Below are 20506 nucleotides of genomic sequence, written 5' to 3' on the forward strand. Positions count from 1 at the left end.
GCGGCAAACCCAATCCGCCGGGCGGCGGGGCGACGAACCCCGCCCATGATCCGCATCAGACTCGCCCTGAGCGGCATCCTCGCCGCCGTCGCCGGGATCGCTGTCGGCCACCTCGTGGCCGGCTTCGTCGATCCTGCGACGTCGCCCGTGCTCACCGTCAGCTCGACCGTCATCGACCTCACACCCACCCCGGTCAAGGAGTGGGCGGTCGCGCGCTTCGGCACGGCCGACAAGGCCATCCTGCTCGGCTCGGTCGTGCTCGTCACGCTCGTGGCGGCGGGGGTCATCGGGCTGCTGGCCCGCCATCGGCGCACCCTCGCGACGGCACTGCTCGGCGTGCTCGTCCTCGCCACGGTGGCTGCCGCCGTGACCCGACCGGCGTTCGCCGCGGTCGACGTCCTGCCCTCGCTCGCGACCCTCGTCGTCGGGCTCGCGGCCTTCTGGTGGCTGACCGGCCTCGCCCTCGCGGCAGACCCTGAGGGAGAGCACGGCGCTGCCCGACCGGCGCGTGTGGGCACGGCGCGGCGCGAGTTCATCGGCGGCGCCCTCGGTGTCGCCACGCTGTCGGTGCTCGCCGCCGTGGGTGGCCAGCTTCGCGCCGGCGCCCAGGCGGCCAGGCGGCTGGTCCTGCCCCGACCGGCGGACCCGGCGCCCGCCTTCCCCGCGGGTCTCGAGGCGACGGTGCCCGGCATCACGCCGCTGCGCACCCCCAACGACACCTTCTACCGCGTCGACACCAACCTCGCCGTCCCGCGGGTCGACGTCGACCGCTGGACGCTCGAGGTCGACGGCATGGTCGAGCGGCCCTTCAGCCTCACGTTCGACGAGCTCGCCGCCATGCCTCTCATCGAGCGGGACATCACGATGACTTGCGTCTCCAACGAGGTGGGCGGAGGCTACGTCGGAGCCGCCCGGTGGCTCGGCGTCCGCCTGAGCGACGTCCTCGACCGGGCCGGCATCACCGGCGCCCCGGACCAGGTGCTCAGCACGGCGGTCGACGGCTTCACCATCAGCACGCCGCTCGACGTCGTCCGGGACGGGCGTGACGCGATGATCGCCATCGGCATGAACGGCACCCAGCTGCCCGAGGCGCACGGTTTCCCGGCTCGCCTCATCACCCCCGGCCTCTACGGCTTCGTCGGCGCGACGAAGTGGCTGACCAAGCTCACCCTCACGACGTATGCCGCGGAGCAGGCCTACTGGACCAGGCGCCAGTGGGCGACCGACGCCCCCATCAAGACGAGCGCCCGTGTCGACACGCCTCGGCCCCTGTCGACCATCGCGGCGGGCAGGACCGCCATCGGCGGGGTCGCCTGGGCGCAGCACCGGGGTGTCGGCAAGGTCGAGGTCCGCATCGACGGCGGCGACTGGCAGCAGACCGAGCTCGGGCCTGACGTCGGCATCGACTACTGGCGTCAGTGGTACCTGCCGTGGGACGCGAAGCCCGGCCTGCACCGCATCGCGGTCCGCGCCGTCGACCGCTCCGGGCGACCGCAGCTGAGCGAGCGCGCCACGCCCTTCCCGAGTGGCTCGAGCGGCATCCAGGAGGTCGTCGTCACCGTCGAGTGACGGCGACCTCGGTCGCGAAAATATCTGTCCCCCAATCCAATCCGGGTCCTGGTTCGCTCCGAACCACTGATGACCGTGAACACACCAGCCGCACACAAGGAGTGACTGACATGAAGAGCATGAAGACGCGCACCACCTTTGTCGCCCTCGCGATTGCCCTGCCCCTGAGCCTCGCCGCCTGCGGCAGCTCGTCCGACACGACGACCACTCCGGCGGCCGGCTCGACGCCTGCGGCCACGAGCTCCGACTCGATGACGAGCTCCATGCCGTCCGACACCATGACGTCGTCGGAGTCGATGGGCGCCGCCTCGGCCGTCTTCGGCGAGGGCTGCGCGGCGGTGCCGAAGGACGGCAAGGGCTCGTTCACCGGCATGGCGACCGACCCGGTCGCGACCGCGGCGAGCAACAACCCGCTCCTGTCGACCCTCGTCACGGCCGTCAAGGAGGCCGGACTCGTCGACACCCTGAACTCGGCCCCCGAGATCACCGTCTTCGCGCCGACGAACGACGCCTTCGCCAAGATCCCGGCCGCCGACCTCAAGAAGGTCCTGGCCGACAAGCCGACCCTCACCAAGATCCTCACGAACCACGTCGTGGCCGGCAAGCTCTCGCCGGACCAGCTCGCGGGCGACCACAAGACGCTCGCCGGCACGACGATCACGGTCAAGGGCTCGGGTGAGAACTTCACGGTGGGCACGATGGACGCCAAGGTCATCTGCGGCAACGTGCCCACGGCCAACGCGACCGTCTACATCGTCGACTCCGTGCTGATGCCCTGATCACCGGCACCCCTCACTGACGCAGACTGACGGCCTGGGCGACACAATGGATCCCATGTCACGGTTCTCGGTGGTCCCCTCCGGCGACACCTCGCCGGAGGGGCCCGCCCGCATCGACCTCGAACGGCTGCTGCGGCGGTCGGCGGCGGGCGACGAGGATGCCTTCGCGGAGCTCTACGACGCAGTCTCGTCCCGGCTCTACGGCCTGGTTCGCCGCGTGCTGCGCGACCCGGCCCAGTCCGAGGAGGTGGCCCAGGAGGTCTTCCTCGACATCTGGCGCCAGAGCGCCCGCTTCGACCCGGCCCGTGGCAGCGCGCTGTCGTGGATGCTGACCATCGCGCACCGCAGGGCTGTCGACCGGGTCCGCTCGGCGGAGGCCTCCCGGCAGCGCGACGACACCTATGGCACGAGCAACCAGGACGTCGACCACGACTCCACGTCGGAGGCCGTCGTCGAACGGCTGGATGCGGAGCGGGTTCATCGGGCCCTCGCGACCCTGACCGAGGCGCAGCGCCAGGCCCTCGAGCTCGCCTATCTCTCGGGATACACGCACACGGAGGTGGCAACGATGCTCGACCTCCCCCTCGGCACGGCGAAGACCCGCATCCGAGACGGACTCATCAGACTTCGGGACACGTTGGGGGTGACCTCATGAGCGACGACATCCACGCGCTCTCCGGCGCATACGCCGTTGACGCCCTCGACGACGGCGAACGGGCCCGGTTCGAGCAGCACCTCGCCGGCTGCTCCGCCTGCCAGGCCGAGGTGGCCAGCCTCGTGGAGGCAGCCACCGCCCTGTCGTCGCTGAGCGACACGGCACCGCCGCCGGCCCTGCGGGCCAAGGTACTCCAGGGCATCAAGACCGTCCGTCCGCTGCCGCCCATCGTGTCCCGCGACGGCGAGCCGGGCGATGACGCCCGACGCGCACCGGCTCCCTCGGCCGCCCCTGCGCCCGTGCCCTCCGAGACGACGGCCCCCGCGGTCGCTAACCCGCCCGCGGCGCCGCAGGCGACACCCGACGAGCTCGCTGAGCGTCGAGGCGGTCGTCACGCCGACACCCGCCGAGGGGGCCCGCTGCGCTGGCTCGTCGCGGCGGCCACGGCTGCCATCCTCGCCATCGGGGGCTTCGCGGTCTGGCGCAGCACCGACACCGGGTCGACGACGCCCCCCACCGTCGCGGAGCAGGTGCGCAACGCACCCGACGCCAAGACGTCCTCGGACGTGGCGCTCCCGGGAGGTGGCACGGCGACCGTCGTCCGGTCGGCCTCGCTGGGCAAGGCGGTCGTCATCACGTCCGACCTGCCGAGCGCCCCGGCGGGCAAGGTCTACCAGCTGTGGCTGCAGGACACGTCCGGTCACTTCACCTCGGCCGGCCTCATGGCCGCGTCGGGCGACCAGACGGTCGTGCTCCAGGGCGACGCGGCCGACGCCCAGGCGGCCGGCATCACGATCGAGCCGGCCGGAGGCTCCGAGCAGCCGACGTCCAACCCGATCGCGTTCTTCTCCTTCGCCTGACCGTCGCCCCACCCCCGTCGAGTGCCCAGTTCCCCACGCCGTATGCCGTCCCGAAAGTGGGCACTCGACCTTCCCTTCCCGTCGAGTGCCCAGTTCCCCACGCGTATGCCGTCCCGAAAGTGGGCACTCGACCTTCCCTTCCCGTCGAGTGCCCAGTTCCCCACGCCGTATGCCGTCCCGAAAGTGAGCACTCGAGCTTCCCTTCCCGTCGAGTGCCCAGTTCCCCACGCCGTATGCCGTCCCGAAAGTGGGCACTCGACCTTCCCTTCCCGTCGAGTGCTCACTTTCCGACGATCGGGGCGTCGGGAACTGGGCACTCGATGAAGCGGGGGGAGGGGTGCGCGGGTATTGCGTTGCCGCAGTTAGTGCGGCACGATGGATGGCATGGAAACCGCGCACGAGAGCACGCGAAGCACGATCGACGCCGCCATCGCAGCGGCGTCGGCGGCGCTCTCGGCTGCCGACCCTGCGGCGCCCGCCGCAGCGTTGCCGCTGCTGCGCGAGGCCCAGCAGCACCTCACCGTCGCCATCGACGAGGCCATGGCCGCCGTCCTCGTGACCGAGGGCGGTTCGATCCGCACGACCGGGGCCCTCGCGGGCCTCTCGGAGAACGCCGTGGGGCCGCGCCTCGCCCGCACGAGGCTGCTCGCGGCATACGGCTCGGAGACGGGGCGCGTCACCGCCGCCGGCGTCGAGCGGGCCCGCTACGACCTCGAGGAGGGCCGCCACCGCGACGGCACCGACCTGCCCGAGCCACCCCCGCCGATGCGCTTCCGCGCCCGGCGGCCCACCTGAGCGAGAGAGGCACCCCCATGACCGACCCGAACCTCACGCACCTCTACTTCCTGCTCGACCGCAGCGGCTCGATGCAGTCGATCAAGGACGACACCGAGGGCGGCTTCGACGCCTTCATCGCCGAGCAGCGCTCCCAGCCGGGTGAGTGCCGGGTCACGCTGGCGCAGTTCGACGACACCTACGAGCAGGTCTACGCCGACCTCCCCGTCGCCGAGGTGCCGCCGCTCCAGCTGCACCCCCGCGGCACGACGGCACTGCTCGACTCCATCGGCCGCCTCATCGGTGAGGCCGGCGCGCGACTCGCGGCACTCCCCGAGGAGCGGCGCCCCGGAGTCGTCATCGTCGGCATCATGACCGACGGTCACGAGAACGCCTCACGCGAGCTCACGCACCCCCAGGTCAAGGCCCTCATCGAACGCCAGACCCACGACTACGCCTGGCAGTTCCTCTATCTCGGAGCCGACCAGGACGCCATCGAGGTCGGCGCGAGCATCGGTGTGGCAGCGGCCAATTCGATGACCTACAGCCGTGGCAAGGTTGCTGCCGCGATGGCGGCGACGTCGCGCAACATCGGGCGCACCCGCTCCGCCGTCGCGGCCGGTGCGACGCCCGCCGAGGCCGCCAGCCAGATGGCCTTCGACGACGACCAGCGCGCCGCAGCCGCGGAGTGAGCCACGTGGACGCCGCGCCGCGAAGTGCGGTGTGGCCGACACCGGGCGGGGGTACGTTGTCGCCATGAGCGACGACGCGGGCCTGCGCCCCGACCCGACCTCGGACGAGCAGCAGTTCACCGTGCCCATCCCCAGCATGCCTGCGCCCCAGTCGGTCTCGGGTCCCGCCCCCTCGGCTCCGCCCGTGGCCGCCCCGCCACTGTCCTACCCGCCGCCGACCTCGCCGCCGGTGCCACACCCCCCGCGCTCCGTCGACCGCCAGCAGACGCAGGTCCTGCCGGTGTCCGAGCCGACCCGCGCGCTGCCGCCACCCCCGTGGGCAGGCGGCCCGGCGCCCGTCCAGCCGTATGCGCCGGCCCCGCCCCCGACCGCAACGCTCGAGGCTCCTCCCGACCCGCTGCTCGCCCAGATCGGCGCCGCCCTCTTCTGGATCACCGTCGGCTGGTGGGTCACGGTCCTCGTGCGGCTGCTCGGCACGCTCGTGCGCGAGGGCGCCATCTCGACCCTCTTCCTCGAGAGCCTCGGCCGGTGGCCCGAGGAGACGATCGTCGCCGCCGTCATCTCCGTGCTCGCAGCGCTCGTCCTCCTGCTCGGCCGCGGCTCCCGGGGCCGCGACCTCCTCGGGTGGGCGTCGGGCGCCCTCGCACTCGTCACCGTCGCCGTCGCGATCTGGCGCATCCTGCCGTGAGCCCCGGCCGCCACCGCAGCCCGTGCTGAGTCCCACGGACGCCGACGCGGTCGCTGCCGCCTACGGGTTGAGCCGCCCGGCAACCCTCACCGGCCCGGTCGCCCGCGGCCAGCTCGGTCAGGTGTGGCGACTCGACACCCCTGAGGGGCCGTATGCCGTCAAGGAGTGGTTCGCCGAGCCCGACCTCGCCGACGTGGCCCGGGATGCCGACCTCGTGGTGGCCGCGCGCGCCCAGGGGGTGACCACTCCAGAGATCATCCGGACGCCCGACGGTGCCGTCGCGACCGTGCTTCCCGGCCGAGGTGACTCAGGCGGCTCAGGCAGCTCAGGGGGCACCGCGATCCGTGTCTTCGAATGGGTCGACCTCCGGCCGCGCACGCGCCTGCTCGACCCGGCCGCCGTCGGCGCGATGCTCGCCGGGCTGCACCGCGCGGGTGCGCCCACTCGCGAGTCCGTCGACAACTGGTTCTCGACCGGTGTCGGCGAGACGACCTGGGTCGCCTTGCAGCAGAGGGTGGCCCGTGAAGGGGCACCCTTCGCCCCCGTACTCGGGTCCTTGCTCGGCGACCTCGTCGCCGTCGAGTCGGTGATGGAGCCGCACGAGGCACCGATCGTGTGCCACCGGGACCTCTGGGCCGACAACGTGCTCGGCACCGTCGACGGTGACGTCTGTGTCATCGACTTCGAGAACCTCGGGCCCGCCGATCCGAGCCAGGAGCTCGCCATGGTGCTCTTCGAGTTCGGTGACGACGACCCCGCGCGGGCACGGACGATCCATACGGCATACCTCGACGGGGGTGGGCCCGGACGGGTCACGCGGCGCGGCCACTTCACGATGCTCGTCGCCGAGCAGGCGCACATCGGCCAGCTCGCGTGCTCGCGCTGGGTGGGCGCCTCCGACGAGGCGGAGCGCGAGCGGCTCGCAGCGTGGTTTCTCGAGATCCCCGAGGACCCGGTGACGCTCGCCCGCATCGACCGGATCCTCGCTGCCGTCACCTGAGGCGCGATTCCTGGGAATACCCCATGGGGGTATGTACGTTGACGGCTTCATGGACACGTCACTGCAGCACTCCGGTCACGCCCACCCGGACACCGACCCCGGCTCGACGCACGCCGCCGACGGTGCCCACGGAGCCCACGCGGCTCACTCCACCCACGCGAGCCACGCCCCCACAGGGCAGGACGCCCACCAGGACCACCAGAACCACGGGGGCCACCAGAACCACGGGGGCCACGGGGGCCACGGGGGCCATGGCGGCCACGGGGGCCATGGCGGCGACCATGCCGCGATGTTCCGCCGGCTCTTCTGGCTGATGCTCGTGCTCGCCGTGCCGGTCGTCGCGACCTCCGGGATGTTCGCGATGGTCGCCGGCTACTCCGTGCCCGACACCGGCTGGGTGCCGTGGGTCTCCCCGGTGCTCGGCACCGTGATGTATCTCTGGGGCGGCCGGCCCTTCCTCAGGGGCGCCGTCAGCGAGGTCCGCGCGCGCCGACCGGGGATGATGCTCCTCGTCGGGCTCGCCATCACGGTCGCGTTCGTCGCCTCGTGGGGCGCCACCCTGGGCGTGCTCGACCACCAGCTCGACTTCTGGTGGGAGCTCGCCCTGCTCATCGTCATCATGCTGCTCGGCCACTGGCTCGAGATGCGCTCGCTCGCGCAGACCTCCTCGGCCCTCGACTCCCTGGCGGCGCTGCTTCCCGACGAGGCGGAGCGTGTGGAGGACGGCCAGATCGTCAGCGTGCCCCCGACCGCGCTGCGCGTCGGAGACGTCGTCGTCGTGCGCCCGGGCGGCAGCGTGCCGGCCGACGGCGTCGTCGTCGACGGGCGCGCCGAGATGGACGAGTCGATGGTGACGGGCGAGTCGCGCACGGTGCTCCGCAGCGCCGGCGACCGCGTGACCGCCGGGACCGTCGCCACGGACTCGGGCCTGCGCCTCGAGGTCACGGCCGTCGGCGACGAGACCGCCCTCGCCGGCATCCAGCGACTCGTCGCGGCGGCCCAGAGCTCGTCGTCGCGCGCCCAGCGGCTCGCGGACCGGGCCGCGGCCTGGCTCTTCTGGTTCGCCCTCGGCGCCGCGGCCATCACGGCCCTCGTCTGGTCGGTGGCGGGGAGCCCGGACGACGCCGTCGTGCGCACCATCACCGTGCTCGTCATCGCCTGCCCCCACGCCCTCGGCCTCGCGATCCCGCTCGTCGTCTCGATCGCGACCGAGCGAGCCGCCGCGGCCGGCGTGCTCGTCAAGGACCGGCTGGCACTCGAGAGCATGCGCACCGTCGACGTCGTCCTCTTCGACAAGACGGGAACGCTGACCACCGGCGAGCCCACGCTCACCGAGATCGCGGCCACCGACCCGGTGCACCTCGACGACTCAGCCGTGCTGGCCCTCGCCGCCGCGGCGGAGACCGACAGCGAGCACCCGCTCGCGAGGGCGATCGTCCGAGCAGCCCGCGAGCGCGGTGTCGCCGTGCCCGAGGCGACCGGCTTCACGTCGTCGCCCGCCGTCGGCGTCAACGCAGTGGTGGACGGACGCGAGGTGCGGGTCGGCGGGCCCCGGCTGCTCGAGGAGGCCGGCGCCGCCGAGGTCGCAGCGGCCGAGGCCTGGCGCAGCCACGGCGCGATCATCCTCCACGTCCTGCGCGACGGAGCGGTCGTCGGGGCACTCCGCCTCGAGGACGGCATACGGCCCGAGTCGCGTGAGGCCGTGGCAGCGCTCCACGGGCGCGGGGTCGAGGTCGTCATGATCACCGGGGACGCCGAGGCGGTCGCGCGCTCGGTGGCCGAGGAGGTCGGCGTGCGCCGCTGGTTCGCCGGAGTCCGCCCCGAGGACAAGGCCGCGACGGTCGCGCAGCTGCAGTCCGAGGGCAAGCGTGTCGCCATGGTCGGCGACGGCGTCAACGACGCGCCCGCCCTGGCCCAGGCCGACGTCGGCATCGCCATCGGGGCGGGCACCGACGTCGCGATCGCCTCGGCGGGTGTCATCCTCGCCAGCGACGACCCGCGCTCGGTGGTCTCGGTCATCGACCTGTCGACGGCGAGCTACCGCAAGATGGCGCAGAACCTCTGGTGGGCAGCCGGCTACAACCTCGTGTCGGTGCCGCTCGCAGCCGGTGTCCTCGCTCCTGTCGGCTTCGTCCTGCCGATGTCGGTCGGTGCCGTGCTCATGTCGGTCTCGACCATCGTCGTGGCCCTCAACGCCCAGCTCCTGCGGCGCCTCGACCTGCGACCGGGGGCACGCCCGTCGTCCGAGCGGTCGCGCCCGTCCAAGGCGGCGTCGAATCGCTGATGAGCCGGCGATGAGCCGGCGAGCCGAGACGGCATGAGCCGGCCGTGCTCCGCCCGGAAATGCCCGGGCGGAGCACGGCCCATGGCTGAGAAGGTGACTGCATGGACATGAAGGCGACCCTCCACGGCTACCTCGACGGGCAGCGCCAGACGGTGCTCTGGAAGGTCGACGGACTCTCGGAGCGCGACCAGCGCATGCCGCTGACGGCCTCGGGCACCAACCTGCTCGGGCTCGTCAAACACCTCGCCAGCGTCGAGGCGGGATACTTCGGCGACTGCCTCGGCCGCCCATGGCCCGAGCCGATGCCGTCCTGGGACGACGACGCGGAGCCCAACGCCGACATGTGGGCGACGGCGGACGAGTCACCCGCGGACATCGTCGACCTCTATCGCCGCGTCACTGCTCACGCCGACGCCGGCATCGCCGAGCTGTCCCTCGATGCGCCGGCGACCGTGCCGTGGTGGAACCCGCAGGACACGAACCTGCACCGGCTGCTCGTCCACGTCATCGCCGAGACGGCCCGTCACGCCGGGCACATGGACATCCTCCGCGAGGGCCTCGACGGTCAGCGCGGCATGCTCGCGGGCAGGCCCAACCTGCCGGACGTCGACGCGGCCTGGTGGAGCGCCTACGTGGAGCGCCTCCGGCTCGTGGCCGAGCAGTCGGGGTGACCCACGTCGGGCTCAGGGCCGCGCCGGCCCCCCGGCTCGCGCGACGAGCGCCAGCTCGCGGATCTTCGCGATGTCGTCGTCGGTGAAGACCCCGCCCACGCCCGAGATGGTCGCCAGCTTCATCCCGTGCTTGCGGCCGAGCTTGTAGATCTCCTTGACCTTGGGCCACTCGATGTTGCGCCCCACCGTGAACGACTCGTAGCGGCCCTCGAGGGCGAGCACGACCGTCTCGGCGAGGCACGCATACGCGACGCCCTCGGGCAGGCCGATGTTGCGCATCCTCACCTCGCCCGGCAGCTCGATCTCGCCGGACTGCACGACGAGGACGTCGGGGCGCCTGGCCACGTCGTCCGCGGAGAGGTCGAGCGGCCGGGCCACGTCGGTGATCACCGCCCCCGGCTTGACCGCCATGATGTCGAGGACCCTCTTGCCCGCGCCCGAGGTGGCGGTGACGACGAGGTCCATCTCGCCGAGGTGCCCGTCGGGGGTCGCCGCGACGTGCACCTGCGCCCGGGGGTGCTCGCGCTCGATGTCGTGCTTGAGGTCGAGCAGCTTCGCGGCCTCGGGCGAGACGAGCCAGAGCTCGTCGCTCGACAGCGCGAGGAGGCGCGCGCAGACCGAGCCGATCGCTCCGGTCGCGCCCACGACCATCGCGGCGCCCCGGAGCCGACCACCCTCGTCGACCTCGACGAGACCGAGCCGCTCCAGCGCGTCCTGGGCCGCCCAGAGCGCCCCCGATGCGCTGTAGCTGTTGCCCGTCGTGATCGGCAGCGGCGCGCGCTTCGCGACGGTGACCCCGGCATCACCGACGACCTTGGTGAAGGCTCCGAGGCCCATGACCTGCGCCCCGAGCTTGCGGGCGGTCTCGGCAGCTGCGAGCAGCCGTGAGTAGGTGAACTCCGGGCTGTGCGCCATGAGCTCCTTCGGCGTGCCGCCCACCGTGATGAGCCAGCCCTCAGCCTCGGCGCCCGTCGGCGAGCGTATGCCGGTCACGTGGCTGTAGGTGAAGGGCGGGGTGTAGGCCATCGCCTTCTCGAGGACGTCCATCACCGGCCCCGGGGCCACCTTAGAGATCGTCGCCAGCGGCTCGACCTTGCGGAAGTACTGCTGCGACAGCGGGTGGATGACGAAGGCGAAGCGACTCTTGCGGCGAGGGCCGTTGGGGTAGAGGAGACGCGGCTCCAGCCCGGCGGCGATGATGAGGTCGAGGAGGTCGTCGTCGGCGAGGCGACCCGACCGGTCGACGGTCGCAAGCATCATCGCCTCGAGCGCCGCCGCCTCCACCGTGACGTCGAACGGCTGGGGTGTGGCGTCGAGGACGAGGTCGACGCCGCGGCTGCCGAGCTCTGCGAGCTGCTCGTCCGAGATCGCCGACGTGACGACCGTCTTGCCGGCGAGGTCCTCGAGGCCGAAGCCGGTGAGCTCGTCGTAGGTGGCCACGACGACGTCGCAGTCCCGAGCCGCGCGTCGGGCAAAGGCGCGGCTCACCGGCCCGGGCGCCTTGAGCAGCGACTGCACGCTGTCGGGCAGCTGTCGCACCGGCCACAGCCCCAGGTCTGCGGCCTTCCCCACGAGCGGGACGGACACGAGCCGCTCCAGGAGGTCGAGCAGGGCCGGGTCCGCGGACTCCATGTTGGGAGTGAACTCGCGCAGGATGCGGATGGAGCGGGCGTGGTTGAGGCCGCCGAGCACGACGGTGCGCGCGTTGTTGAAGAAGCCGGGCATCTCCGTCTGGACACGGCGGATCGCCCACTCCTGCAGCACGTTGCGTAGTGCGACACCGTCGGTGACGGGAACCGTCGGGATGGCGCGCTGGATCCTCTCGAGCAGCTGGGGGTCGCCGTCGTAGAGCCCGAGCACCTGGGCCTCGTGGACGCCGGTGACGGCGATGGCCGCGGCCTGCTCCGACCAGGCCTTGGCGAGCGACTCGGCCGCCTCGGCGTCACCGCTCGTGCCGACCCGCACGATCCGGAAGCGGCGCTCGAGGAAGGTCACCTCGGCGTCGTAGTCCCGCTCGGGCCCCATGAGGCTCACGTGGACGACGACGAGTGGCGCTTGTCGTGCCATCAGGCCTCCTCTGTCTCAGGGGCCGGTTGCCCGGCCCTCGGGCCGCGCTCAGACCATGGCGGCCGAGTCGACCTCGGGGTGGTGGGTCATGAAGTCGAGCAGTCTCCCCGCGTAGGACTCGAAGGGCGGGCACTCCAGTCCCGTGCCCTCGAGGTCGGCAAGGGTGTTGCCGGTCGAGTAGGTCGTCGGCGACGCGAAGTAGTCGAGGGCCTCGGCGGGCAGTCCGAGGAGGCGCTCGGCTCCCGGCACGTGCCCGACGGCGACCCGGGTCATCCCGAGCGGCAGCCTGGCCCACACGACGCGCCGACCGAGGTGCCGTGCGAAGGTGTCGACGAGCTCGCGGACCGTCGGCGGCGCCGGGTCGGTCAGCGCATACGTCCGGCCGAGTGATCGCTCGAGACCGGAGAGGACGTCCATCGCGTCGATGACGAAGTCGCGCGGGACGAGCGAGACCCGCACCCGGTCCACGTCACCCACCGCGGGCACGATGGCGACGCCGAGCTGCCGGCGCAGGAAGGCCGCGAGGAAGTAGGGCCCGTCGTACTTCTGTGTCTCACCGGTCGTCGAGTCACCGACGACGATGCCGGGGCGGTAGACGGTGGCCGGCAGGCCGCCCGCCATCGCCGTCCGGACGAGGGCTTCGGCGTCGAACTTCGTCGCCTCGTAGTGGTTGAGGAAGGTCTGGCCCTCGTCGAGGTGCTCCTCGGTGAACTCCCCCTCGTAGCGGCCGCTGACGTAGCACGTGCTCACGTGGTGCAGTCGCTGCAGCGCGGGCCGGGTGGCGCAGAAGTCGAGGACGTTGCGCGTTCCCTCGACGTTGACCCGCCGTGCGAGCCCCTCCTCGACGGCGAGGTCGTAGACGGCGGCAAGGTGCCAGATCTCGTCGACGGCGGCGAGGGCATCGGAGTGCGCCGGGTCGAGGCCGAGGTCGGGCACGGTGATGTCGCCCTCGACGAGCCTGACCCGGCCGGCCGTGTGCGGGTGCGCGGCCTCGATCTCGTCCACGCGGCGTCGCGCCGTCTCGAGGTGGCGGCCCTGCACGAGGCAGAAGGCCTCGTCGCCCTCGCGCCGAGCCAGCAGCCGGGGCAGCAGGGCGGAGCCGAGGAAGCCGGGGAATCCGGTCAGCAGGAGTGCACGCACGCGAACCGCCTCATCGAGTCGGCCCGGTCGCGTCGCCGTCGGGCAGCCTCTCCGGGTCCGACCACTTCATGGTGGACACCTCGACTCTATCGACGGTCGGTGCGATGCCCTACGGATCAGGAGGCTGCGGGGGTGTGACGTTGGCGCCACTCCGGGCTGAGGCGCACGACGTCACCGACGACGATGACAGCCGGCGACTCCACACCCCGCTCGACGGCCAGGTCGGCGATCGTCGCGACGGTGCCGAGGGTGATCCGCTGGTCGGGCGCGAAGCCGCGCTCGATGATCGCCACCGGGGAGTCGGCACTGCGCCCGTGCTCCATGAGCAGGGTCGCGGTCCACCGCAGTCCGCCCACCGCCATGAGCAGGACAAGCGTGTGGTCGCCTCCCGTGGGCAGCACGGGGATCTCCTCGTGGCCCGTGACGACGGTGAAGCCGCGCGCGACGCCGCGATGGGTGACGGGGATACCCGCTGCCGCCGGCACGCTGACCGCGCTCGTCACGCCGGCCACCACCTCCACCGGTATGCCGTGTGCCTCGCACGCGTCGCGCTCCTCGCCTCCGCGCCCGAGCACGTAGGGGTCACCCCCCTTGAGCCGCACGACGCCGAGACCGAGCTGGGCCTGCTCGACGAGGATCTCGTTGATCCGCCACTGGGGCACGGGATGGTGACCCGAGGTCTTGCCGACGTCGATGACCTGCACAGAGGCCGGCAGGCGGTCGACCGCCGCGCGGGGCGCGAGCCGGTCGAGCACGACGACGTCGGCCGCCGCGAGCAGCTCGCGGCCGCGGGTCGTGAGGAGGCCGTCGGTGCCGGGACCGCCGCCCACGAGGGCGACCCAGCCGCGGCGGTCGTGGGAGCGGGTGCGACGCAGGTCGAGCGCCCCGGACCCGATGGCCCTCTCGACCCCGTCGACGACGGTCGCGGCAGTGCCGGGGTCGCCGGCGGCATACGCCGCGATGGTGACCCGGCCGTCGGGGGTCGTGACGTCGGTGCGGGCGGCCGCGGCGGCCGAGGAGGCGGCGGGGTCGGTCGCGTCGATGCACCAGAGGCGCCGGGCGTCGGCGTCGGCGGCGACCTCGCGGTCGACCGACGGCTCACCGGAGGCGGTGTGGACGAGCCAGGCCCCGTCGAGGTCGGAGCCGCCGACGTAGTCGCGCTGGACCCACTCGATGCGGCCTGCGGCAACGAGCTCGCGCAGGTCTTCGCAGAGCCACGGCGCGACGACCCTCACGACGGCACGCTCGTCGAGGAAGGCGCGCACCTGGCGGGCCGAGACGGGCCCACCGCCGACGGCGACGACGAGCCGGCCGCTCAGGTCGAGGACGACCGGCAGCGTCGACCTCAGATCTCCCATTCCTCGTCACCTTCCGGCTCGGTGGGCGCGGGTGCTCCGCTCGGCAGGGTCGCCCCGACCATTCCGGCGGCGACGGTGCGCCCGTCGTGCGCGTCGATGAGCAGGAAGGAGCCTCCGCGCCGCGAGACCGAGTAGTTCTCGACGGGCAGGGGAGCGGCGAGCCGCAGCGTCACGAGCCCGATGTCGTTGAGCGACAAGGAGTCCGCCGGCACGGCGTGGAGGTTGTCGAGGTCGAGCGCCCCGTTGAGGGAGCGCACCGCGGTCTGCACCGTGCGGGAGCCGTGCTTGAGGAGCAGGCGCTGCGCGGGCCGGAGGGGGGCGTCGCCCAGCCAGCAGACGACGGCCTCGATGTCCTGCGTGGGCACGGGCGCGTCCGCGGCGGCAGCGATGACGTCGCCCCGGGAGATGTCGATCTCGTCGGCGAGCCGCAGCGTCACCGACTGGGGGGCGAAGGCCTCGTCGAGCGAGCGCTCGCCGAGGTCGATCCCGACCACGGTCGTGCGGCGGCCCGACGGGAGCGCCACCACCTCGTCACCGACGCGCACGACACCCGAGGCCACCTGGCCGGCATACCCCCGGTAGTCGCGGTGCGCCTCGTCGCGGGCGGCACCCTGCGGGCGGATGACGAGCTGCACCGGCAGGCGGAAGGACTCGTGCGCGGGGTCGTCGGAGGGCGGCAGCGCCTCGAGCAGCTCGAGGAGGCTGGGGCCGGCATACCAGGGCGTGCGCTCGGAGCGCTCGGCGATGTTGTCGCCGTCGAGCGCACTGACCGGGATGGTGGTCGCGTCGACGACGCCCAGCTCGCGGGCGACGGCCCGAACCTCGGCCTCGACCCGCTCGTAGACCTCCTGCGAGAAGTCGACGAGGTCGATCTTGTTGACGGCGACGACGACGTGCGGCACGCGGAGCAGGGCCGTCACCGCGAGGTGGCGACGCGTCTGCTCGAGCACCCCCTTGCGGGCGTCGACGAGGAGCACGACGACGTCGGCGGTCGAGCTGCCGGTCACCGTGTTGCGGGTGTACTGCACGTGACCGGGGCAGTCGGCGAGCACGAACGAGCGGTTGGCGGTCGCGAAGTAGCGGTAGGCGACGTCGATCGTGATGCCCTGCTCGCGCTCGGCCCGCAGGCCGTCGGTGAGCAGCGCGAGGTCGGCGGCCGTGAGCCCGCGGTCGCGGCTCACCCGCTCGACGGCGGCGAGCTGGTCGGACAGGACCGACTTCGTGTCGTGCAGCAGGCGGCCGACGAGCGTGGACTTGCCGTCGTCGACGGAGCCGGCCGTCGCGAGGCGGAGCAGCGTGGCAGCCATCAGAAGTATCCCTCTTTCTTGCGGTCCTCCATGGCGGCCTCGGAGATCCGGTCGTCGGCGCGGGTGGCGCCGCGCTCGGTCAGGGTGGACGCGGCCACCTCGAGGGCGATCTCGGCGTTGGTGCGCGCCGGAGACTCGACGGCCCCCGTGCACGACATGTCGCCGACGGTGCGGTAGCGCACGAGGCGCGTCTCGACCGGCTCGTCGTCGCGCGGCTGGCTCACCGGGCCGACCGCGAGCCACATGCCGTCGCGGCGGAAGACCTCGCGCTCGTGGGCGTAGTAGAGCGGCGCCAGCGGGATGTCCTCGCGGTCGATGTAGCGCCAGATGTCGACCTCGGTCCAGTTGCTGATCGGGAAGACTCGGACGTGCTCGCCGGGACGGTGCCTGGGGTTGAAGAGGTTCCACAGCTCGGGGCGCTGGTTCTTGGGGTCCCACTGGCCGAACTCGTCACGGAGGGAGACGATGCGCTCCTTGGCGCGCGCCTTCTCCTCGTCGCGCCGCCCCCCACCGAAGACGCCGTCGAAGCGGTTGTCGTTGATCGCGTCGAGCAGCGGGAGGGTCTGGAGCGGGTTGCGCGTGCCGTCGGCGCGCTCGCGCAGCCGGCCGTCGTCGATGTAGTCCTGCACGCTCGCGACGACGAGGCGCAGGCCGAGCCGCTCGACCGTCTCGTCGCGGTAGGCGAGCACCTCGGGGAAGTTGTGCCCCGTGTCGACGTGCAGCACCGGGAAGGGGATCGGCGCCGGCCAGAAGGCCTTCGTCGCGAGGTGGAGCATGACGACGGAGTCCTTGCCGCCGCTGAAGAGCAGCGCCGGCCGCTCGAGCTCTCCCGCCATCTCGCGGATGACGAGGATCGCCTCCGCCTCGAGGGCGTCGAGCTGGCTCAGCCGTCGGTCGTCGGAGTCGTCGCCGCTGCGGTGTGCCGCAAGGCCCGTCGCGCCCTCGTCGCCAGTCGTCGAGATGGCTTGGGCCGCAGTCACGTTCGTCGTCGTGGTCATGTGTGGAGTCCGCACTCGGTCTTGGCGAAGCCGGCCCAGCGGCCGGCTCGGGGGTCCTCACCGGGCTCGACCCGGCGCGTGCACGGCTCGCAGCCGATGGACGGGTAGCCGTCGGAGAGAAGGGAGTTGACCTCGACACGGTGCTCACCGGCATACGCGAGGACCTCGTCGAAGGTCCACGCTGCGAGCGGGTTGATCTTGACGAGACCGTTCTTGGCGTCCCACGTGACGAGCGGGGTGTCGGCCCGGGTCGGACCCTCGTCGCGCCGCACACCCGTCACCCACGCCTCGTAGAGCGGCAGCGTGCGGGCGAGGGGCTCGACCTTGCGCATCTGGCAGCAGAGCGCCGGGTCGCGCTCGTAGAGGCGGGGGCCGTACTTCTCGTCCTGCTCGGCGACCGTGAGCTCGGGCATCACGTTGACGAGGGTGATCGGCAGGTCCTCGGCGACGATGTCGCGCGTGACGATCGTGTCGGAGAAGTGGTAGCCGGTCTCGAGGAAGAGCACGTCGACCCCGGGTGCGAAGCGTGAGACGACGTGCGGCAGCACGGCGTCGGCCATGGAGCAGGCGACCGCGAGCGTGCCGTCGAAGTGGAAGGCCGCCCAGGCGGCCACCTCGTCAGCGGTCGGCTCGTGCTCGGGGTCGGCAGCAAGCGTCGCGTTGAAGTCGTCGACGATCGCCTTGAGCTCGGCGTCCGAGCGCCGCTTGCGCGGGACCTTCGGGGTGGCGAGGGGGACTGCGCTCACAGGAGTGCTCCTTCGTCTGCTCGGCGGGTCCATGACGAGAAGGTCTCGCCGGGCTCGCGCTGGTCGAGGAAGGTCCGCACGACGCGCTCGACGTAGTCGGGCAGGTCGTCGGCGGTGACCTTGAGGCCGCGGACGGTGCGGCCGAGGCCGGCCTCGTCGCGGTCGACGGAGGCGAGACCGCCTCCGAGGTGCACCTGGAAGCCGGGCACCTGCTCCGAACCGTCGGGGCCGTCGATCGTCACGAGCTGCCCCTTGAGGCCGATGTCGGCGACCTGGATGCGGGCGCACGAGTTGGGGCAGCCGTTGACGTTGAGGCTGATCGGGGTGTCGAGCTGCGGTGCCACGTCGGCGAGGCGCTGCTCGAGCGCGGCGATCGTCGTCGCCGCCGTCGCCTTGGTCTCGACGATGGCGAGCTTGCAGAACTCGATGCCGGTGCAGGCCATCGTGTGGCGGCGGAAGGGGCTCGGCGCCGTCGTCAGGCCGAGCTTCTCGAGCCGGCTGACGACACCGCGCACCCGGCGGCCGGGCACGTCGAGGATGACGAGCTTCTGGTGCGGCGTGAGGCGCAGCCTGTCGGAGCCGACGGACTCCATGATGGCGGCGAGTCCGGCGAGCACCTCGCCGCTGATGCGCCCGACGGTGGGAGCGGCCCCGACGTAGCGGTTGCCGTCCTTCTGCAGGTGCACGCCGAGGTGGTCGCCGGGCCCGCTGGCCGGAGCCGGTGCCGGCCCGTCGGGCAGCTCGCGGCCGAGGTACTCGTCCTGAAGGACCTGGCGGAACTTCTCCGGACCCCACTCGGCGAGGAGGAACTTGAGGCGCGCCTTGTTGCGCAGCCGGCGGTAGCCGTAGTCGCGGAAGACGCGGATGACGCCGTGCCAGACCTCGGCGGCCTCCTCGGGACGCACGAAGACGCCGACGCGCTCGGCGAGGCGCGGCGCCGTGGAGAGCCCGCCCCCGACCCAGAGGTCGTAGCCGGCGCCCAGCTCGGGGTGCACGACCCCGACGAGGGAGATGTCGTTGATCTCGTGCACGACGTCGAGACTCGGGTGACCGGTGATGGCGGACTTGAACTTGCGCGGGAGGTTGGCGAGCTCGGGATCACCGATGTAGCGCTCGAGGATCTCGTCGATGACCGGCGTCGGGTCGATGATCTCGTCCTTGGCAACCCCGGCGAGCGGGCTGCCGAGGATGACGCGAGGGGTGTCGCCGCAGGCCTCCGTGGTCTGCAGCCCGACGGCCTCGACGCGGCGCCAGATCTCGGGCACGTCCTCGACCCGGATCCAGTGGTACTGGATGTTCTGGCGGTCGCTGATGTCGGCCGTGCCCCGGGCGAACTCCTGGCTGATCTCGGCGAGCACCCGCAGCTGCGCGAGCGAGACCGCCCCGCCGTCGAGCCGGACGCGGAGCATGAAGTACTCGTCGGACAGCTCGGTGTCGTCGAGCTGCGCCGTACGACCGCCGTCGATGCCCGGCTTGCGCTGCGTGTAGAGGCCCCACCAGCGGAACCGGCCCGAGAGGTCCTGCGGCGGGATGGACGCGAAGCCCTCGCGGGAGTAGATCTGCTCGATCCGCTCACGCACGTTGAGGCCGCCGTCCTCCTGTTTCCACGCCTCGTTGGCGTTGAGCGGCTCGACGCCGTCGACCTTCCACTGCCCGTTCGAGCGGCCGGCGCGCGGTGGTCGGGTCTGCGCGCGCGCAGGCGCGGTCTCGTCGGTGATGGTCATGTAATCGAATGTATAACCGTCACTTATCGGCGCCCAGTCGGGTCCGACATCCGGCCCTTTCCCACCGCCCGCGTGGGATTTGCCGCCCCGGCCGCCACCAATCGAAAGAGCAGTTCGTCGCCCTTCCACGAGACCGCGCGGTCCCGCGCGACGGCGACGAACTGCTCTTTCGATTGGTCTGGGCACGCAAGCCGGTCAGGGAGCGGCGGAGGCTCCCGAGGTCACCGCGTCCATGAGACCGGTCACCGTGGCGAGGTAGCGCTGCGAGCCGTTGTAGGACAGGACCGCGCTCGCGAGGTCGCCCGCGCGGGAGAGGTCGCGACCGTTGGCGCAGAGGTAGCGAGCCGCCGTCAGGGTCGCGTCCTCGATGTTCTGCGGGTCGGCCACCCCGTCGCCGTTGCCGTCGGCCCCCCACGCCCGCCACGTGCCGGGGATGAACTGCATCGGGCCGACGGCGCGATCCCAGACCGGGTCGCCGTCGAGGCGCCCGCCGTCGGTGTCGCGGATGGCCGCGAAGCCGTTGCCGTTGAGCGCCACCCCGATGACCGGAGGCACGACGTCATGGCGGGCGTCGAGCGAGCGCCCTCGGAGGGAGGACGACTCGACCTCACCGATCGCCGCGAGCAGCGTCACGGGCAGGTGGCACGACGCGGGAACACCCTTGGCTGCCGAGACGTATGCCGCCCACAGCAGCTGGTCCGTCGTCAGCGCCGCCGGGTTGCCGGCCGCACCGCCAGGCGCGGCGACGGCCTTGGGCGCGCGCAGGTCTGACGGGGGGCGCCACGCGGACCCACCGGCGCCCGTGGCACCGATCGGGGTCGATGCCCCGGCGGATCCCCCGGTGGATGCGCCACCTGACGCGGCGCCCGGCTCGCTCGAGCCGACGACATAGGCGGCCGCGAGCCGCAGGCGGTCGAAGAGGGGCGCGACGACGGCTCCGGTCACCTCGCCGACCGTGGACCCCCCGTCGCCGGCCGAGCCGCCGCCGGAGCCGGGTGCCGGCCCGAAGGGGTCGGCGGGGTCACCTTGGAGGGTCGGCGTCGGCGCGGGCGTCGGACCGTCGGGGCTGCTCGCAGCCATCGCCGGTGCGACCGCGAGGACGACGCTCGCGGCCATCGCGGCACACGCGAGCGTCACCCCCGTCGCGGCTCTGCCGCCACGCCTCATGCCCTCACCACGCCTCATGCTCCGGTC

General features: G+C 72.4%; 18 protein-coding genes. 10 read left to right on the forward strand and 8 right to left on the reverse strand.

Annotated features, from left to right (window positions below; all coding sequences use genetic code 11):
* The first annotated feature begins 45 nt into the window (after positions 1-45).
* The 10 genes from FBY41_RS07365 (at position 46) to FBY41_RS07410 (ending at position 9972) form a co-directional block, all read left to right on the forward strand.
* A complete protein-coding gene (locus tag FBY41_RS07365) occupies positions 46-1569 on the forward strand; it encodes a molybdopterin-dependent oxidoreductase (RefSeq protein ID WP_141842717.1) in 1524 nt (507 codons plus the stop codon).
* Between the two features lie 110 nt (positions 1570-1679).
* A complete protein-coding gene (locus tag FBY41_RS07370) occupies positions 1680-2348 on the forward strand; it encodes a fasciclin domain-containing protein (RefSeq protein ID WP_141842719.1) in 669 nt (222 codons plus the stop codon).
* Between the two features lie 55 nt (positions 2349-2403).
* A complete protein-coding gene (gene sigK, locus FBY41_RS07375; protein WP_260439611.1) occupies positions 2404-3003 on the forward strand; it encodes an ECF RNA polymerase sigma factor SigK in 600 nt (199 codons plus the stop codon).
* On the forward strand, positions 3000-3863 hold the full coding sequence (locus FBY41_RS07380; protein ID WP_141842723.1) for an anti-sigma factor: 864 nt from the start codon (positions 3000-3002) through the stop codon (positions 3861-3863). Before sigK ends, FBY41_RS07380 begins: the two co-directional genes overlap by 4 nt.
* Positions 3864-4247: 384 nt before the next feature.
* A complete protein-coding gene (locus FBY41_RS07385; RefSeq protein ID WP_260439612.1) occupies positions 4248-4658 on the forward strand; it encodes a hypothetical protein in 411 nt (136 codons plus the stop codon).
* Positions 4659-4675: 17 nt separating this feature from the next.
* Positions 4676-5329 (forward strand): vWA domain-containing protein, encoded by a 654-nt coding sequence (locus FBY41_RS07390; RefSeq protein ID WP_141842727.1) that lies wholly within the window; start codon positions 4676-4678, stop codon positions 5327-5329.
* A gap of 64 nt (positions 5330-5393) precedes the next feature.
* On the forward strand, positions 5394-6017 hold the full coding sequence (locus FBY41_RS07395) for a hypothetical protein (protein ID WP_141842729.1): 624 nt from the start codon (positions 5394-5396) through the stop codon (positions 6015-6017).
* Between the two features lie 22 nt (positions 6018-6039).
* Complete coding sequence (locus FBY41_RS07400; protein ID WP_141842731.1) at positions 6040-7017, forward strand: phosphotransferase enzyme family protein; 978 nt, start codon at positions 6040-6042, stop codon at positions 7015-7017.
* A 49-nt stretch (positions 7018-7066) separates the two neighbouring features.
* Entirely contained in the window at positions 7067-9301 is a 2235-nt protein-coding gene (locus FBY41_RS07405; RefSeq protein WP_141842734.1) for a heavy metal translocating P-type ATPase, read from the forward strand.
* 101 nt (positions 9302-9402) lie between these two features.
* Complete coding sequence (locus tag FBY41_RS07410) at positions 9403-9972, forward strand: DinB family protein (RefSeq protein ID WP_141842736.1); 570 nt, start codon at positions 9403-9405, stop codon at positions 9970-9972.
* Between the two features lie 12 nt (positions 9973-9984).
* On the opposite strand, the gene FBY41_RS07415 is transcribed toward FBY41_RS07410, so the two are convergent.
* The 8 genes from FBY41_RS07415 to FBY41_RS07450 form a co-directional block, all read right to left on the reverse strand.
* Positions 9985-12039, reverse strand: coding sequence for a dehydrogenase (locus tag FBY41_RS07415; protein WP_141842738.1), 2055 nt, complete (start codon positions 12037-12039; stop codon positions 9985-9987).
* Between the two features lie 48 nt (positions 12040-12087).
* On the reverse strand, positions 12088-13179 hold the full coding sequence (locus tag FBY41_RS07420) for an SDR family oxidoreductase (RefSeq protein WP_221629216.1): 1092 nt from the start codon (positions 13177-13179) through the stop codon (positions 12088-12090).
* 116 nt (positions 13180-13295) lie between these two features.
* A complete protein-coding gene (cobA, locus tag FBY41_RS07425) occupies positions 13296-14537 on the reverse strand; it encodes a uroporphyrinogen-III C-methyltransferase (RefSeq protein WP_141842740.1) in 1242 nt (413 codons plus the stop codon).
* Positions 14525-15844 (reverse strand): sulfate adenylyltransferase subunit 1, encoded by a 1320-nt coding sequence (locus tag FBY41_RS07430; RefSeq protein WP_141842743.1) that lies wholly within the window; start codon positions 15842-15844, stop codon positions 14525-14527. Before FBY41_RS07430 ends, cobA begins: the two co-directional genes overlap by 13 nt.
* Positions 15844-16842, reverse strand: a complete 999-nt coding sequence (gene cysD / locus FBY41_RS07435) for a sulfate adenylyltransferase subunit CysD (RefSeq protein WP_185748932.1) — start codon at positions 16840-16842, stop codon at positions 15844-15846. The genes FBY41_RS07430 and cysD overlap by 1 nt, the downstream gene beginning before the upstream one ends.
* Positions 16839-17588: a phosphoadenylyl-sulfate reductase gene (locus FBY41_RS07440; RefSeq protein WP_141842745.1), complete on the reverse strand. Its 750-nt coding sequence runs from the start codon at positions 17586-17588 to the stop codon at positions 16839-16841. Before FBY41_RS07440 ends, cysD begins: the two co-directional genes overlap by 4 nt.
* Entirely contained in the window at positions 17585-19312 is a 1728-nt protein-coding gene (locus FBY41_RS07445) for a nitrite/sulfite reductase (protein WP_141842747.1), read from the reverse strand. Before FBY41_RS07445 ends, FBY41_RS07440 begins: the two co-directional genes overlap by 4 nt.
* A 195-nt stretch (positions 19313-19507) precedes the next feature.
* On the reverse strand, positions 19508-20497 hold the full coding sequence (locus FBY41_RS07450) for a lytic transglycosylase domain-containing protein (RefSeq protein WP_260439613.1): 990 nt from the start codon (positions 20495-20497) through the stop codon (positions 19508-19510).
* Positions 20498-20506: the final 9 nt, after the last annotated feature.

It is taken from the genome of Humibacillus xanthopallidus (assembly GCF_006716675.1).
Lineage (GTDB): Bacteria > Actinomycetota > Actinomycetes > Actinomycetales > Dermatophilaceae > Humibacillus > Humibacillus xanthopallidus_B.